Here is a 16,545-nt window from a genome sequence, read left to right on the forward strand (position 1 = left end):
ATCTACCTATAACAGTTTAAAATTCAGTAAATTAAAGCATACTTATCTTTTATGAAATGCCTGTAATTATTTAATTTTCATGAATTGTTTACCGTATTAAAACATAGATTACCTTCGCGCAACTTTAAATAAATATGTGTCAATATACCTAAAAGTCAAAGCGGTAGACCGTCTTTTCTACCAATTAGATAAGGAGTTAGGCTCCTTTCAACAATCTACAGGACTTGCATGTGTAGCTAATTGCGGACTATGTTGTCTAAAACCAGACATTAATGCTACTGCGCTAGAGTTTTTACCCCTAGCCTACCACCTTTTAAAAAATGGGGAAGCCGAAGAATGGTTAGAACAATTGCGAAATGATAGCGACAATAAACTGTGCCCTGTTTTGAATAGAATTATTGCCCCAGGTTCGAAAGGTTTTTGCGCTGATTATGCACACCGCGGACTCATTTGCAGACTATTTGGATTTTCAGCCATGTTACACAAAAATAACACACCTACGTTGGTTACTTGTAAACCTATAAAGGAACAAAAACCAGAGGCCGTTGCTAAAGCTAATGCTCATATTGCTTCAAAAAGCAACTATCCTTTAATTAGTAACTATTATACTCAGTTACGCTCAATAGACGACTCTTTGGGGATGGAATTGTTCCCTATAAGAATCGCCATTGAGAAAGCTATTCTTGCCGTATTAGGGTATTACGCATACCGTAAACCACCAAAATATACTAAAATCGCTTAATACATCTATCTTCAAAAAAAAGATAAAAACGTACTTTTATACATACATTAATAACGACAATTTTATTGCTTTGAATCGTGGCAATATATCATTATAAATAACCTATTTTGGAAGTATACGGAGTAAGTGGTTTAGGCGCTGATAAAAGGGTCTTTGAGCATTTAACCTTAGATGTTGAGATAATACCCATTGATTGGATAATACCTAATAGAAATGAATCTATTAAAAGTTATTCTGAAAGGCTTAGCTCAGTTATAGACACCTCGAAAGAATTTGCCCTGATCGGTGTAAGCTTTGGTGGGTTAATAGCCACTGAAATCAACCAAATACTTCATCCGAATAAAGTAATTCTTATTTCTTCTGCACAAACAAAACGAGAATTAAGACCCATCTATAAATGGATTGGTAAATCTAGAATTTTGAAGCTTATACCTGCTTCTCTATTCAATCTGCCCAGGTTTCTTGCGAAGTATATCATCGGAGCTAAAAACGCTAAACTGTTTTATGAGATATTAGATGATACCGATTTAAACTTTGTTAAATGGGCTTTACACAAATTTACTTCGTGGCAAAATTTAAATAAATCACCGAATGTGATTAAAATTAATGGTACAAAAGATAAATTAATTCCGCCCCGAGGTACTACTGCCATGAAGCTTATTGAAGGCGGAGAACACTTTATGATTGTAGATAGAGCAGATGAAATCAGCGAAATCATTAATTTTGAATTGAAAAATCCTTAGAAAAAATAAAATGACCAACTCTAAAAAAATTATAGCAGCCATACATACTGAATTGTCAAAGGACACACCAAACTGGGATACTCTATTGAAAATAATTTTAGAATATTTCGACTGTTCTACAGGTACTTTACATTTTTTAGATAAAGATGCTTTATTACAGCTTCAATCGCAAGTAGGTATTCCAGAATTTTTGATTCCGAAGTTATCTACTATACCTATAGGGAAAGGCATGGCAGGTATTGCTGCAGAACGCAGAAAACCTGTTGAAATGTGTAATCTACAGACAGATGATTCGGGAGTAGCCAGACCATCGGCAAAAGATACTAAAGTAGAAGGTTCATTAGCGGCACCATTACTACACAATGAAAAGCTTTATGGCACAATTGGTATCGCTAAACCGGTACCATACGATTTTACCGAAGCTGAGATAAATTTACTAATGGAAATTGGTGAAGTGATAAGCAAAAAATTGAGCTAAGTAATCCACCTTTAAAAATAAAAAAAGCCCGCTATATAGCGGGCTTTTCAATTTCAATGTATCTGAGTTCTATTTAAAAATAGCTCCTGTTAATGCTACTTGAGATAGCTCTTTACCCTCTTCTCCTTTAAAAGTAACATAATACGGTCCGTCACCTGAGACTGTACCTGTAATCGGAATAGTAATTATAGTACCTTGCGAACCTTCTGGTTGGGCTGGTAATTTACCTGTACCAATTACTGGGCCGTCTGCCGTGTTTTCATGTATTTCGAAATCAAAGTACATGGTTGGTGGTGCTTGCCATCCTGCGGTTAGCGAAACAGATTGCACTCCTTTTAAAGACATGTTCTCTAACATAAACCATCCTGTAGATTTTCCTACTAGTAGAATATCCATTCCTCCAAATTGCATAGCTTGCATTCCGTCCAATTTCATTTTGTCATTGAACTTTACAGTGCTACTTGGTATTACGACAGATTTAGAACCTGTTAACGGTATGGTACCTTCGGCACCTGCATCGGTATAACTAGCAGTCAATACCAACATATTACCCGGTGCAGAAGATGCTGCTGTAATTGTTCCCTTAGCCGGTAACGATTTTACTTTTTTATCGTCTCCATTTAACGAAAGAATATACAATGCGATCTGTCTAGATTCATCTGAAGTAACATTTGGATGTGCTGGCATAGTTACCTCGCCCCAAACTCCTGTACCACCAGTAACAATTTTACCTTGTATGTATGCCAATGCATCACGACGCTCTTTGTACTTCGCCGCAACATCTTTGTAATTCGGACCTATAGAAGCTTCTGCCTCTTTATGACATGTTTTACAGTCCATTGCCTGCGTTAACGCTTTTCCTGTTACTGCTGCAGAAACTTGTTGATGCCCCATATTCATGGCGACCTTATCCATCCCTTCTAAATAATCAACACTTACAAAAATATTGCTTGGGTCGATTTCAGTACCATCAGCATCTGTTACCGAAACATTATAGGCGATTTTCTGGCCTGGCAAGTAAAAAGCCGGTGCACTGTCACCTAATGATATGGCAACTTCTGGTCTTGAGTTACCAGCAACAATACTTGTACTTTCGCTGATTGCCTCTTCTCCTTTATCATCTGCAACGGTCACTTTTAATTTATAAACACCGGCATCTGCATAGGTATAACTTACATTTCCTTCAGTAGTTTCTTTGGTGTCGCCATTACCAAAATCCCATATATACTTCATGGCATCGTCTTCTCTGTCACTAGCTTCTACTGTCGCGTTTACGGTCAACGGAATTTTACCTGCCGTTTCACTAACAGTTACTTCATTTATTAATGGTGGTCTATTTCCGCCATTGAATTCGATATATCCTAAAGCAGAATTTGCATTTTGTGAGAACCAACCACTACCGTATTCTAGCAGGTAGATTTTACCGTTAGGACCTACTTCCATATCAATTAAGTTATTGACCTTGACCTCGGGAGCAAACGGTTCCATTTTACTGAAATCTCCGTTTTTATCTAAATGCACGGCGAACATCCAACCACGCATCCAATCATAAATGATCACCTTACCGTCATAATAGCTCGGTAGTTTCTCATCTCCTTGAAACATATCTGAATAATACGTAGGTCCTGCCATTGCATTTCTACCTCCTGTTGCCGTTTGCGGAAAATCTTGAGAATCGTCATATGGATAATATACATACGCCGGCATTGCAGGTGGTAATTCTGTTAACCCTGTATTATTACGAGAGTTGTTTATAGGTTTTTCTGGATCAAAAGCTTCTCCATTTTCACCGGTTTCGTAATTATAGGCATTATAGGGGAAATTGTTACCAATAAACAATGGCCAGCCAAAGTTACCTGCCTTTTTAGCCTGGTTCATTTCATCATAGCCTCTTGGTCCTCTAGTGCCTAAACTATCTGCTCTTGCATCAGGACCAACATCACCCCAATACACATATCCTCTTTTCATATCTACAGATATTCTATACGGATTTCTATGACCCATAGTATAAATCTCTGGTCTCGTTTTATCTGTACCAACTGGGAATAAGTTTCCTTCAGGTATGTCATATGTACCATCTTCCTTTACTTTTATTCTAAGTATCTTACCACGTAAATCGTTGGTGTTCCCTGAAGAACGACGCGCATCGTATTGTTCATGACCGGGTATATCATTTAATGGAGCAAATCCGTTATTTACATATTTAACATCTTTCTCGTTAAACGGCGTTGAGTTATCACCGGTTGAAAGATATAGTAAGTTATCTGGACCAAAAGCTATGGAACCACCGGTATGACAGCAAATTTCTCTTTGACTGTCCACATCCATAATTACTTGTTCGGACGCTACATCAAATTTACCGTCTGCAAACTTAAATCGTGATAAACGGTTTACCCACTTATCGCCCGTTGGTGCATAGTATAGGTATATCCAATGGTTATTGGCGTAATCTGGATCTTTTTGCAAACCCATTAATCCTTCCTCCGCATTAACACCGGGTGTGTTCAATGTTTTGCTATAGACATCAAGTTTAAGCACTTCGCTAAGTGCTTTTGTCTCATCATTGTATAACATTACTTCTCCCCTACGTTGGGCTACCAAAACATCTCCGTTAGGTAGAACAGCCATTTCTGTAGGTTCAAAAAACTGACCTTCGCTCAATGTAACTTTAGCAAAACGATCAGCTTCTGGTGGAATTTGAGAGGTTACTTTAGAATAATCTAAATTTAAGTTTTCACCGATGGCATATTGAATTCCGCCTAACAAATGCTTTAAAAATAAATCTTCGGTAAAACTGGCATCTGCATGTCCACCTCCTGTGTAAAATGCACGTCCGCCGTCAAAATCATGATACCACGCAATAGGATGAAAATCTCCGTTTGCACCGCCTTCATAAGTTGACTCATCTAAAGTCATAAGAACGTTTATGTCGGGATTGATGTTTTTGTAATTATACAATTCATCAGTTCTATTCCACACCGTATCGGTAAAAAACTGTGTAGCAACGAAATTCTTGTCCTTTATAATAAAATCTGCCGTTGGCATTCCCCGTGGGTGACTCAAAAATTGAGCTCCTGCCAATTCATTGTACCAACCCCAGTCATATTCGGTATCTGCCGCAGCATGAACGCCTACGTAACCTCCGCCTGCTTGAATGTAGCGCTCAAAAGCGGCTTCTTGAAATTGATCAAGTACATTACCAGTAGTGCTCATAAATATAATCGCAGAATACTGTTTTAGATTTTCATCAGTAAATAGTTCGGCATTCTTGGTCGTATCGACCGCGAATCCGTTTTCTGCTCCTAACTTTTGAATAGCAGCAATTCCGGCAGGAATCGATGCATGTTTAAAACCCATAGTTTTTGAGAATACCAAAACCTTAGGTTCACCCTCTCGTTTATTGCCACCACATGAGACAATAATAAGCGCAAAGCCCAAAAGCAGCGCAATGAAAATTTTTTTCATACGTAATTTGTTGTTGTTGTTTAGTTGATTTAATAATTTATAAAAATAGGGCGAGTTACTTTATTTACCAATACATTATATTAATCATTGTACATTTATGATAGATTATTAACCATTTAGTACTACTATGCTAAATATACCCGAGTTTTATTTTAAAAATGACATTGAATTTAAAGATTGGTTACATAAAAACCATTCTGAACATAAAGGTATACATTTGATTTTCTACGCTGTTGCCCACGAAAATGAAAGTATGCGATGGGAAGAAGCTGTACAAGTTGCACTTTGTTACGGGTGGATAGATAGCACGGTAAAAAGTTTAGGCGACGGAAAAAGAAGACAATATTTTTGCCCACGGAAACCTAAAAGTGTTTGGAGCAAAGTCAACAAAAACCACATAAAAGAGCTTACAGCTAATGGAAGAATGCATGCTGCGGGATTGTCTTCAATTAAAATTGCAAAGGAAAATGGCTCTTGGACTTCTTTAGACGATGTAGAAAATGGAGTAATACCTGAAGAATTACAAATTGCATTTGACAAAAACCCCGATGCATTTAGCAATTTTAAAAACTTTACCCAAAGCCAACGTAAAAGCTACTTATACTTTTTAAATCAAGCGAAGCGTCAAGAAACTAAAGCTAAAAGAATCAAAGAGATTATAGACCATTGCACTGAAAATATAAAATATAGAAATGGTGGCGGTTGGCAAACTAAGAAGTAGTTAAATACATTGTATTTCCCCATACAATCATACTTTTCTAATTGTTAATTAAACCTTATTTTTGCATTTCCTTTTGTGGTGTACCAAGCCAACGTGTTTCCGTTATTGGTTTTCCCGAAGATGTATTTCATGTCTAAATTACCTAAAGAACATCAGTTCTTAGATCTATCTGATTACGGTAGGCCCCTAGCTTTTTTAATTGCCAACCGTTTAAAAACAACCATATTTACACCAATTCACGTTACAATGGCCTTTACGTTCTGCGGACTTTTGGCAATTATTTCTATTTTGAACGGATTTTACTGGTCAGCACTAATTTTCTTACTATTTAAATCTGTTTTAGATGCAGCAGATGGTGAACTGGCACGAATGAAGAATACCCCGTCGCATATTGGTCGGTACTTTGATTCAATTTCAGATTTTATACTAAATCTGCTTTTCATGCTTTCTATTTGGTATGTTACCAATGTTAGTATTTACTTAGTATTGCTAGCATTCGTCGGACTCGAATTACAAGGAACCCTCTACAATTACTATTATGTAATTTTAAGAAATAAGCATGATGGCGATACCACAAGTAGGGTATTTGAAAATAAAACACCAACTGCACTTCGCGGCGAAAATCAACAAACGGTAGACTTACTATATCGCATTTACTCATTTTGTTATGGTCCTTATGATCGCCTAATTTATGGTCTTGATAAGAATGCTATAAAAGGAAAGTATCAACCTAATTGGTTAATGACAGCGGTATCTACATTTGGGCTTGGTTTTCAATTATTACTCATTGGGCTGTTTTTAGTATTGGGTTTAAAAGCATATATCATTCCCTTTTTCATAGGTTATAGTCTACTAATTTTTGTTTTTATCTTGACCAGACAATTATTAAACAAGTAATTATTTTTACCTTTCTGAATCAACCAAAAACAACATGAATATTTCAATTAAATTAAGACAGACTTGCCTAGCCTTATGCTGCTTAACATTTCTTTTATCTTGTAAATCTGAACCGAAAATCACTTGTGATGTCATTATAAAAAATGGTCATCTTATTCATCTAGAAGATGGTTCTGTTTCTATTTCCAACATTTTAATTACCGATAATAGAATTGTTAAAATAACTTCTGATACTGATTTAACTACCATAGAAGCTAAATCTATCATTGATGCAAAAGGGAAATTTATTGTACCTGGTTTTTGGGATAACCATACGCATTTTAGAGGTGGTGATTCTTTAATTGATGCTAACAAGAACTTCTTGAAACTTTTTATGGCTAACGGAATTACAACAGTACGTGATGCTGGTGGCGATTTAACCTCGTCTGTTTTAAAGTGGCGAAAAGCTATTGCAAACAATGAACTCGTAGGACCTACCATTTTTACATCGGGACCTAAGATTGACGGACCAGGTGGTACTTGGGCTGGTTCTTTAGAAGTAGATACTGATGAAAATATTTCTAAGGCTTTAGATTCTTTGCAAGCTATACCGTCAGACTTTGTGAAAATTTATGATAGCCGTATTTCGGGTGAAAATTACATAAAGGTGATACAGGAAGCCGAGAAGCGTGGTTTAATAACTTCGGGGCACATGCCATTTACTGTTGAACTTGACGCTACTATCGATGCTGGCATTGATGCGGTAGAACATTTGTATTATATCATGAAAGGCTCTTCTTCTCAAGAGAAAGAAATTACCCAACAATTAATCAATAAAGAAATCGGATTTTGGGATGCCATGCCCCTACTCCAATCTTCATTTTCTGACTCGACCGCTTTGAAAACATTCGAGCACTTAAAATCAAAAAATGTATTTGTAGTACCCACCCTGCATATTGGTGGAGTGCTCAGCTATTTAGATGAAGTTGACCATACCAATGATGCCTACTTAGAATACATGAGTGACGGAATTCAACAAACCTATAAAGGTCGAATTGACCGTGTAAAAAATTCGACCGAACAACAAGTGGCAGACCGTAAAGCACTTGATGATTTTTTCGGCGGACTTGCGTTTAAATTGAATGAAAACGGTGTCTCTCTTTTGGCAGGATCTGATAGCGGGGCATATAACAGTTATACCTACCCAGGTATTTCTTTACACAAGGAAATGGAAGCCATGGTCGCTACCGGAATTTCTCCTTTAGATGCACTTAAATCATCCGCTTATAACGGTGCAAAATTTTTAAAACAAGATGCTGATTACGGAACCATTTCTGAAGGTAAAATTGCTGATATTATTTTACTAAATAGCAATCCGTTAGAAGATATTAGAAACACCCAAGACATCTTTATGGTGCTTTCAAATGGAGATCAACATACCAAAGCTGATTTAGACAACTTATTAAATTCTGCCATTGCCAACTAAACAAACTACTTTTATGAAAGCATTATTATCTTTCTTTTTACTCACCATAAGCCTATGTTCTGCTCAAACACTCTTAAAACCAGACCAAGTCTTTGACGGCACCGAATTACATACCAATTGGGTGGTTTTAGTGGAAGGAAATCAAATTACTTATACAGGAAATGCCAACGGAATAACACTACCGAACAACACGACAGAAATAGATTTGGCAGGCAGCACTTTAATGCCAGGTATTATCGAAGGTCACTCACATGTTTTATTGCACCCATACAATGAAACGGATTGGAATGATCAAGTACTAAAAGAATCGCCTGTTGAACGTGCAGTTAGAGGTGCCGTTCATGTAAAAAATTCTTTAATGGCTGGCGTAACCACCATGCGAGATTTGGGTGCTGAAGGTGCCGGTTATACTGATGTATATTTGAAGAAAACTATTGATGACGGAATCATAGTCGGTCCACGATTATTAGTTGCCGGTCCTGCAATTGTTGCTACAGGAGCATACGGCCCAAAAGGATTTTATGACGGTGTAACTGTACCATTAGGTGCTGAAGCAGCAAGCGGAGTTGATCAATGCATTGAAACGGTTCGTAGACAAATGGGTAACGGTGCCGATTTAATAAAAATATATGCGGATTATCGTTGGACACCCGGAGCCGATTCTAAAGCGACATTTTTACAAGAAGAAATTAATGCTATGGTTGCGACCGCTACTACAGCAGGAAAATACGTTGTTGCCCATGCCGGTACTCCCGAAGGAATGAAAAGAGCAATTCTCGGTGGCGTTGAAACTATTGAGCATGGTGATGGTGGTACACCTGAAATTTTTAAGATGATGAAAGATAAAGGTATCGGTCTATGCCCTACCCTTGCCGCTGGTGATGCAATCACACAATACAAAGGTTGGAACAAGGCGACCGACCCTGAACCTGATCGTATACAGCAAAAACGTAAGTCGTTTAAAATGGCTCTTGATTCTGGTGTACAAATTGTTTTTGGTGGTGATGTGGGTGTTTTTACCCACGGAGAAAATTATCGTGAAATGGAATTAATGGTCGATTACGGCATGAAGCCATTAGCCGTCTTAAAATCTGCAACATCTGGTAATGCCAGTATGTTTCACTTAAATCAATTAGGGAGCTTAAAAGAAGGGTTTCTGGCTGATATTATTGCCGTGAAAGGGAATCCAATTCAAGATATCTCTACTGTTAAAAATGTGTCTTTTGTAATGAAAGATGGGGTAGTTTATAAAGATTAGTTGTCGGTTGTTGGTTGTTGGTTGTTGGAAAATTTTAAAACTAATTGATGTCTAACTTTATATGCAATGCTAGCAGTTGGGTTTCGCACACTCATCTGGTTGTTGCAAAATACGTTTTAAAGGAAATTTATTTATTGAAATAAATATTTCTATCTAAACTGGCAAAATCTATCTGAGTCAAATAATCAATTAAATAACTTGCTGCTGAACTGCAAGAGTGTATCTCTTCAACGTATTTCATTGTAATTGTAAAACTGTATCTATCAGCATAGGTAGAAGCAAAAGAAACCTGTTTATCTACATCATTATAACTAATAAAAGGGTATTCAACATGCGCCAATTTTAAATCGGGTACCATATATCCTGCTCCTTCACTAGGTAAATAATCAATGTTTGTCTTTTTAGCATTTTCATACATAACTTTATGAAAATTAATCATTCTAACTCTTTGCGATTCATATTTTATATTGGCCATATCTGCTGGAATAGGCTGCCCAATTCTTTCAAACATCTTTTTAGTTTCTTCTTTTACTTTAAGCGATTCTTCATAACCTAAAACATCCATTACATCTAAATCAGTAAAGGTAACCACCATTTCAACTCTATTTTTATAAGTTGGTATGTTCATCTTCAATTCATACTTTTCACCGCTATTGATATGGGAGGGATAAAAAACTGTTAATGATTTATCTTTTACTCTTTCTTCATAATTAGTTTCAGCAGAGAACCCATATTTATAAAATGGAATTTTTGGGAGTGCATCAAATAATTGTTCTACTGTCGCAGAATTATTTTGCAGACAATGATTTAGTTCCTTTTGATCTTTTACTAACTTAAAACACATTCCGTCTAAATTTCCGTGCTGTGCGGTTACATAAAAACTAGAAATAACACAGAAATAAAACACCAAATTTTTCATACTCAATGATAAATGTTTTAAACAATAGATTTAAAAGAAAGGAACTTTTATTTTTTTTAAAGTAGATAAATGTAGAATAAAACCTTCAATTTTTTGCAAACTATTTAGACGTAACTGAAACATATTTTTTAATGGTCAATGCACTAGAAATAATCCATATTATAAACGACGTTTCTATAACTCGCTGTAAAATTCCGCGGTAATCTGATTCTGGGTTGGAGAATAAGATGAATATAAAAATTCCGCTGATGATAGCCGTAGCCATTGCTATTTGTGATAATCTATAATAGCCTTCCATTTTCTTTAATCCCACTCCGACGCCAACAATACTTATCGGTAGAAAAATATAGGTCAGCGACCCCATGGCATTATGTATTAATTGCGATAGACTAGAGTCTATAACGTCTGTTGGGCAACCTGCATCACACGGAAAAAATCCTACTAGTACCGTTCCTAATCCGTAGAATAATGCCAATCCGAAAAATCCGGATACTATTAATTTGGAACTTGGAAAATAGTTTGGAGCACTGAAACAAAAAATGGTTATAAGAATTCCACTAGGTACATATCCGAAGTACTGTAAATACCAACCATATGCAGTATCAGACGCAAAAGATTCACTAATATATTGACTTACTACACTGTAATCATCTATTAATAACGGACCAACAATTGCCGCAATGGCGAACAAGCTAACTCCTAAAATTCCTATATATGCTACTAATTTATTGGTCATTCTTCTAGTGGTTGATGGTATGACGACTAATTAATACGATTGTTACATCATTAAGAATTTAAATAGCGTGAAAAAGGATTTGAAAAAACAATTACTTATCAGTGTTTCTCTGCTCTTCCCACTCTTTTCTTAAATCTGTAGAAAGAATACTGGTACCGTCATGTTTCCACCCAGGTGGTTTAGTTAGGTATTTAAACTTATTTACCAATGAGGTTTTTGATGTGAAGAAATCGCCTAACATCTGGTACCATTCTGCAAATGCAATTTTAATAGGGTTATACGTATCAATGTTCGCTACCAAACCATAAACGGGCTTTTCATCTTCTGGCTCGAAGGTGCCAAATATCCTATCCCAAATAATAAATACTCCGGCATGATTTCTATCTAAGTACTGCGGATTGGTTGCATGGTGAACCCTATGGTGACTCGGCGTATTAAAAACGGCTTCAAACCACCTGGGCATTTTCTTGATCATTTCGGTATGGATCCAATATTGATAGATAAGACTTACCGACATCTGTACCAATATCATTACCGGGTGAAAACCAATAAGAACTAACGGAGTCCAAAAAATGAAGGTGTAAAACCCTCCAGACCACGACTGTCGTAATGCGGTGCTTAAATTGTAATTTTTTGAGGAATGATGCACTACATGACTCGCCCAAAAAAAACGACTAACATGACTAGTTCTATGAAACCAGTAATAGCATAAATCTTCCGCGAAAAGTAAAATTAACCAAGACCACCATGCAAAGGGAATTTCAAACAGATGATAAAAATTATACAACAGGTAAAAGAAGCCCAATGCAATGCCCTTGGTTACCAAACCAATTGCCACATTGCCCAAACCCATAATAATAGAAGTACCGGCGTCTTTAAACTCGTAGTCATGGAGTTTCACCTTTACTGATAGAATAACTTCTAGAATTACAGTTACCGTAAAAAACGGAATGGCGTAGTGTATTAAATTGGGGATTTCAGGAATTTGCATGGTCTGTAATTAGTCTCTTTAAAGATAAAGATTAATTACAAAAGGTTGACTTACATATTTTTTCGTTTTTCAATCTCAAGTGCTCTCTTATAAAACTTTCTAAACTCTTCTTTTGAATATTTAGAGCGCATAGCAGAAAGAACATCAGACAAACCTAAGCTACACCAATCCCACAACATGGTATCAAAATTATAGGCGTACATCTGGTCTTTTACTTCTGCCCTAATCGTATCTACTTCTAGAGATGTGAATCCGTTTTCCATGAGTCTGGCGAGACAACGTTCTTCGTTTTCTTTGGTTAATTCGGTATCTAGGTAAGGCTCTAGAATCCAATCCCAATTCCAACTTTGAGGTATAAGTCTAATATTGTTACTTTCGGCAAACTGCTTCAGTTTTTCTTTCTGTTCTGCAGTAACAAATAGGATATCGTTTTTAACATGAATTTTGCACACTGTAAAATCAACCGACATGCATTCAATATCCATTGCAGAAATAACCGCTGTTGGGTATGCAATCGATGGCTCAAAAGGATACTCGCTTATTTCTATCTCCTTTTCTCCTATTTCAGATTTACCGATACCGCATAAAAGGTTTTTAGATCTAAAAATATTCTTAGAAGTACTAAAGCCCGTCAAAGGCATTTCACCTTTAAAATTGAATATGTTTTTAAGATACTTCCACATGTTTTAGTAGAGATAAAACGACTAATTTATTGTTGTTGCTGTTGCTGCTCTTGTTGTAGATTTTTAATTGGCTCTAATAAATCCCACAGGTTCCCATATAAATCTTCAAAAACAGCAACCATACCATAAGGCATTTTCTCTGGTGAACGCACAAACTTAATTTTACGTTCCATCATTTTGTAATAATCCCTCCAAAAATCATCCGTGTATAAAAATAGAAAAACACGACCACCAGTCTGGTTGCCTACACTTGCCAATTGTTTTTCGTCATCTGCTTCTGCCAATACTAACGAACATTCTTTAGACCCTGGCGGAGCTACAATTACCCAACGCTTACCATCGCCCAAGTCGGTATCTTCGATAAGATTAAAATCTAATTTCTTGGTGTAAAATGCAATGGCTTTATCGTAATCACCGACTACTAATGCTACACGTGCTATGGTCTGTTTCAAAGTATTCTACTTTTATGGATATTAAAAATACCGCTTATAAATTAGTTATCGCTGAAATATGGTTTTAATGGATTGTGGCGGGAATAAAATCTGCTATTAAGACTTCTTATTAACCATCTCGTGAATTATTGTTACAAAAATATTTTACTCAGTTTTTATTTTTCATAATAATTCTATGGAAGAGCTTACCTTTAATAATTACTTACTATGAGAAGGATATCGTCACATAAATATGGAATGCTAATTTTGAATTCCATTTCTGAATAGAAAAGTTTGTGGATATCAAATACAGAATAATTTATTAAGAGCGCCGGCATAGTTTAAAGAAAACAATATGACATCAGATTTTTATAAAAACTTGATCGATAATAATAAAAAATGGGTAGCTGCTAAATTAGATAGCGATGCCGATTATTTCAAGAAATTGGAAAAAGGTCAGTCACCGCCGTTATTATGGATCGGCTGTTCTGATAGTCGCGTACCTGCCAACGAAATAATCGGAGCAATACCAGGTGAGGTTTTTGTACATAGAAACATTGCCAACATGGTAGTACACTCAGACATGAACATGCTTAGTGTATTAGACTACGCGGTAAATGTGCTAAAAATAAAACATATTATCGTGTGTGGTCATTATGGTTGCGGTGGCGTAAAAGCTGCTATGGGAAGCAAGTCTTACGGCTTGGCAGATAACTGGATCCGCCACATTAGAGATGTATACAGGCAACATCAAAAAGAGCTGGGAGACATAACCGATGAAGAGAAAGTCTTTGACCGTTTTGTCGAATTTAATGCTATGGAGCAGGTGTATAACCTAGCTAAAACTTCGATTGTACAAAACGCTTGGGAAAGAGGTCAAGACCTTTATTTACATGGCTGGGTATATGGTGTAGGTACAGGAATTGTAAAAGATTTAGAGGTTAATTTTAGTTGTAATTCTCAATTAGAGGAATTCTATAAACTAGGAATTATATGACCATAGCTTAATCACAAAAAGAACTATTAATCTTTAAGAATATTGGTTTCAAATCCGTCAATACTTTTAGTGTTTTTGTTTTTCCAATATGCTTCAATTTTATCTTCTCCTTGCTTTTTAGACCAATCATTTAAGGTTGTTCGCTCTTCTTTAAAATCCATAAACGGAACCGCAAAACCGCAAGAAGTCTGCACTAAATCTACATTCATTTCAATTATTTGCCTTGCCCCTATATTTTCAGGAAACAGTTGAGAAAAGTGATTAAAAACACTGTCACGTTTATGATATATTTTGGCTTCGCCATATAATCTTAAAATCATGGGCTTACCTTCAAAAGCACAGAACATGATGGTCATTCTATTATTCTTCAACAAATGAGCTGCAGTTTCATTACCACTACCCGTAAGGTTTAACCAAACAATTTTACTCTGATTAATCACCCTAAAAGAATCTGTGCCTTTGGGCGAGACATTTACATTGCCTTCAGCAGCTGCTGTGCCCACAAAAAATATCTTTTGGTTTTCTATGAATTCTTGTAATGCGGGAGTGATAGCATCTAATTTCTTTCCCATGAATTCTTGTTTGGTTGATTTTTGTCCTAATTTACTACCCTTAAAATGGTTATCATAAACTGGCTGTCATTTTTCCTAAATTAATCTTCTCTGCTTTAATAAAGTTGATATCACGTACATACTCCATCTTGCCCCATAAATAGGTGTTTCCTTTAAGCCCTTTGGTCATTCGCATTCTGCGGTCGAGTCGTTTTGTTTCTTGGTCGGTCGCTAATCTTCTCTCGCCTAGTTCACCATATAATTTTATTGCCGGGTAGTCTGAAAATTTTTCTTTGAACAATGCTCTAAGCCAAAAGAACCTAATACTATTCACCCCAAGAAGACATACATTCTTATTCATTTTTGCATGAACTGGTAATTTCTTTGGGAATTTTTCGAAATAAAATCCGGATTGATTATCATTCAGAAATAGCGAACCAATTGGCGTGACAGTCGGGTTGTTCTCCGCATCTACAGATGCTATTGAAATATGAAAATTAGAACTAAAACTCTTATTGAAATGGGTCCTTATCTTTTTCCAGTCTTTAGTGATGTTCATTTTTGAATTATTTTACAACTTAGAATAACCAGTTTAATATTAATCCCTACTCCTTTATTATTTTTTGAATATCTTTTTGAATATCTTTTTCTGTGCTTATTAGCTCTAACATATAAATTCTTAAAAACTCTTTTTTAGCTTCACCGGTTTCTTTGTAATTTAAATAAATGAAATCTAAGAGTTTAACTGATTTAATTCTCAAAAGTTCTTTTTGCTCTTCAATATCAGATAAGCTTGATACTTTTTCATAATCCATGAGCTCAATTTTTGAATTAGATATAGCTTTCCAAGAATTAATTTTGATTAATGGTATAAAAATACCTTGTGCTTTCTCTATTACTTTACTTAAGGATAATTCATCGTCTTTTAAATAGAAATCAAGAGAATCTATTAGTATTCTTTACTTAGCTAATTTGTCATTTATATCATCATTGGTTTCTTTCAACTCCTTATCCATCGATACAAATATTTGTTCCATATATTCTGCATCTTTTCAATCCTCATTCCAATTGTTGATATACAGTGCTATTAAAATACCAACTATAATTGTGAGTATCTCTTTGAAAAATTCGATGATATTTTTATTCATTTTATAAGTTTGGTTAGTATTCAAATGTTATCAATTTATAAAGCCTTATTAACATCTTTCAACTTCATAGTCAACTCCGTCTTCCATAGTATGTGCGGGAGTTTCTTTATTCTCATTAGGTTGAAACGTTTTATCTATAAATCTACCGTAGATAAGATAGCCCAATACCAATAAGACCATGGAGGTAATAAATTTAATCATGAGGGTGCTTTAGTTGATAATTTTCAATGTGTTAAATATTCGATTCAGAGATATTTATATTCCTAAATAAAATCAATTTTATACTATAAATAATTATTGTACTAAAGTAATAATTACGC

Annotated in this window: 18 protein-coding genes; 8 read left to right on the forward strand and 10 right to left on the reverse strand. The window is 35.7% G+C overall.

What is annotated here, in order from left to right:
- Window positions 1-136 precede the first annotated feature (136 nt).
- The 3 genes from ACPF9A_RS00565 (at window position 137) to ACPF9A_RS00575 (ending at window position 1,963) form a co-directional block, all read left to right on the forward strand.
- Window positions 137-742, forward strand: coding sequence for a YkgJ family cysteine cluster protein (locus tag ACPF9A_RS00565; protein ID WP_424000661.1), 606 nt, complete (start codon window positions 137-139; stop codon window positions 740-742).
- A gap of 107 nt (window positions 743-849) precedes the next feature.
- Window positions 850-1,485 carry an alpha/beta fold hydrolase gene (locus ACPF9A_RS00570; protein WP_424000663.1) on the forward strand — a complete coding sequence of 212 codons (636 nt, stop codon included), beginning with the start codon at window positions 850-852 and terminating at the stop codon, window positions 1,483-1,485.
- Window positions 1,486-1,495: 10 nt separating this feature from the next.
- Complete coding sequence (locus ACPF9A_RS00575; protein ID WP_424000665.1) at window positions 1,496-1,963, forward strand: GAF domain-containing protein; 468 nt, start codon at window positions 1,496-1,498, stop codon at window positions 1,961-1,963.
- Between the two features lie 69 nt (window positions 1,964-2,032).
- Here ACPF9A_RS00575 and ACPF9A_RS00580 read toward each other — a convergent pair whose 3' ends face one another.
- The gene (locus tag ACPF9A_RS00580; RefSeq protein ID WP_424000667.1) at window positions 2,033-5,428 is read right to left on the reverse strand and encodes a ThuA domain-containing protein; all 3,396 of its coding nucleotides are present in this window, start codon (window positions 5,426-5,428) and stop codon (window positions 2,033-2,035) included.
- A 127-nt stretch (window positions 5,429-5,555) separates the two neighbouring features.
- Between ACPF9A_RS00580 and ACPF9A_RS00585 the strand changes: the two genes are divergently transcribed.
- From ACPF9A_RS00585 to ACPF9A_RS00600, 4 genes are all read left to right on the forward strand, one after another.
- Window positions 5,556-6,149: a YdeI/OmpD-associated family protein gene (locus ACPF9A_RS00585; protein WP_424000669.1), complete on the forward strand. Its 594-nt coding sequence runs from the start codon at window positions 5,556-5,558 to the stop codon at window positions 6,147-6,149.
- Between the two features lie 129 nt (window positions 6,150-6,278).
- Window positions 6,279-7,046: a CDP-alcohol phosphatidyltransferase family protein gene (locus tag ACPF9A_RS00590; protein ID WP_424000671.1), complete on the forward strand. Its 768-nt coding sequence runs from the start codon at window positions 6,279-6,281 to the stop codon at window positions 7,044-7,046.
- A gap of 34 nt (window positions 7,047-7,080) precedes the next feature.
- Window positions 7,081-8,511 carry an amidohydrolase family protein gene (locus tag ACPF9A_RS00595; RefSeq protein WP_424000673.1) on the forward strand — a complete coding sequence of 477 codons (1,431 nt, stop codon included), beginning with the start codon at window positions 7,081-7,083 and terminating at the stop codon, window positions 8,509-8,511.
- Window positions 8,512-8,524: 13 nt separating this feature from the next.
- Window positions 8,525-9,769 (forward strand): amidohydrolase family protein, encoded by a 1,245-nt coding sequence (locus ACPF9A_RS00600; RefSeq protein ID WP_424000675.1) that lies wholly within the window; start codon window positions 8,525-8,527, stop codon window positions 9,767-9,769.
- Between the two features lie 127 nt (window positions 9,770-9,896).
- Here ACPF9A_RS00600 and ACPF9A_RS00605 read toward each other — a convergent pair whose 3' ends face one another.
- The 5 genes from ACPF9A_RS00605 to ACPF9A_RS00625 all read right to left on the reverse strand — a co-directional run bounded on the left by ACPF9A_RS00605 (window position 9,897) and on the right by ACPF9A_RS00625 (window position 13,550).
- Window positions 9,897-10,694 carry a hypothetical protein gene (locus tag ACPF9A_RS00605; RefSeq protein ID WP_424000677.1) on the reverse strand — a complete coding sequence of 266 codons (798 nt, stop codon included), beginning with the start codon at window positions 10,692-10,694 and terminating at the stop codon, window positions 9,897-9,899.
- A gap of 94 nt (window positions 10,695-10,788) precedes the next feature.
- Window positions 10,789-11,424 (reverse strand): DUF998 domain-containing protein, encoded by a 636-nt coding sequence (locus ACPF9A_RS00610; protein WP_424000679.1) that lies wholly within the window; start codon window positions 11,422-11,424, stop codon window positions 10,789-10,791.
- Window positions 11,425-11,515: 91 nt separating this feature from the next.
- The gene (locus ACPF9A_RS00615; RefSeq protein WP_424000681.1) at window positions 11,516-12,415 is read right to left on the reverse strand and encodes a sterol desaturase family protein; all 900 of its coding nucleotides are present in this window, start codon (window positions 12,413-12,415) and stop codon (window positions 11,516-11,518) included.
- A 50-nt stretch (window positions 12,416-12,465) separates the two neighbouring features.
- On the reverse strand, window positions 12,466-13,098 hold the full coding sequence (locus tag ACPF9A_RS00620; protein WP_424000683.1) for a hypothetical protein: 633 nt from the start codon (window positions 13,096-13,098) through the stop codon (window positions 12,466-12,468).
- A gap of 26 nt (window positions 13,099-13,124) precedes the next feature.
- Complete coding sequence (locus ACPF9A_RS00625; RefSeq protein WP_424000685.1) at window positions 13,125-13,550, reverse strand: VOC family protein; 426 nt, start codon at window positions 13,548-13,550, stop codon at window positions 13,125-13,127.
- A 334-nt stretch (window positions 13,551-13,884) separates the two neighbouring features.
- Between ACPF9A_RS00625 and can the strand changes: the two genes are divergently transcribed.
- A complete protein-coding gene (can, locus tag ACPF9A_RS00630) occupies window positions 13,885-14,526 on the forward strand; it encodes a carbonate dehydratase (RefSeq protein WP_424000687.1) in 642 nt (213 codons plus the stop codon).
- Between the two features lie 26 nt (window positions 14,527-14,552).
- Here can and ACPF9A_RS00635 read toward each other — a convergent pair whose 3' ends face one another.
- The 4 genes from ACPF9A_RS00635 to ACPF9A_RS00650 all read right to left on the reverse strand — a co-directional run bounded on the left by ACPF9A_RS00635 (window position 14,553) and on the right by ACPF9A_RS00650 (window position 16,426).
- Complete coding sequence (locus ACPF9A_RS00635; protein ID WP_424000689.1) at window positions 14,553-15,098, reverse strand: pyridoxamine 5'-phosphate oxidase family protein; 546 nt, start codon at window positions 15,096-15,098, stop codon at window positions 14,553-14,555.
- A 52-nt stretch (window positions 15,099-15,150) separates the two neighbouring features.
- Window positions 15,151-15,636 (reverse strand): hypothetical protein, encoded by a 486-nt coding sequence (locus ACPF9A_RS00640; RefSeq protein WP_424000691.1) that lies wholly within the window; start codon window positions 15,634-15,636, stop codon window positions 15,151-15,153.
- Window positions 15,637-15,682: 46 nt separating this feature from the next.
- Window positions 15,683-15,892, reverse strand: coding sequence for a hypothetical protein (locus ACPF9A_RS00645; RefSeq protein ID WP_424000693.1), 210 nt, complete (start codon window positions 15,890-15,892; stop codon window positions 15,683-15,685).
- A gap of 381 nt (window positions 15,893-16,273) precedes the next feature.
- Entirely contained in the window at window positions 16,274-16,426 is a 153-nt protein-coding gene (locus ACPF9A_RS00650) for a carbon starvation CstA family protein (protein ID WP_424000695.1), read from the reverse strand.
- Window positions 16,427-16,545 lie beyond the last annotated feature (119 nt).

This window comes from Maribacter sp. IgM3_T14_3, assembly GCF_049603095.1.
Lineage (GTDB): Bacteria > Bacteroidota > Bacteroidia > Flavobacteriales > Flavobacteriaceae > Maribacter.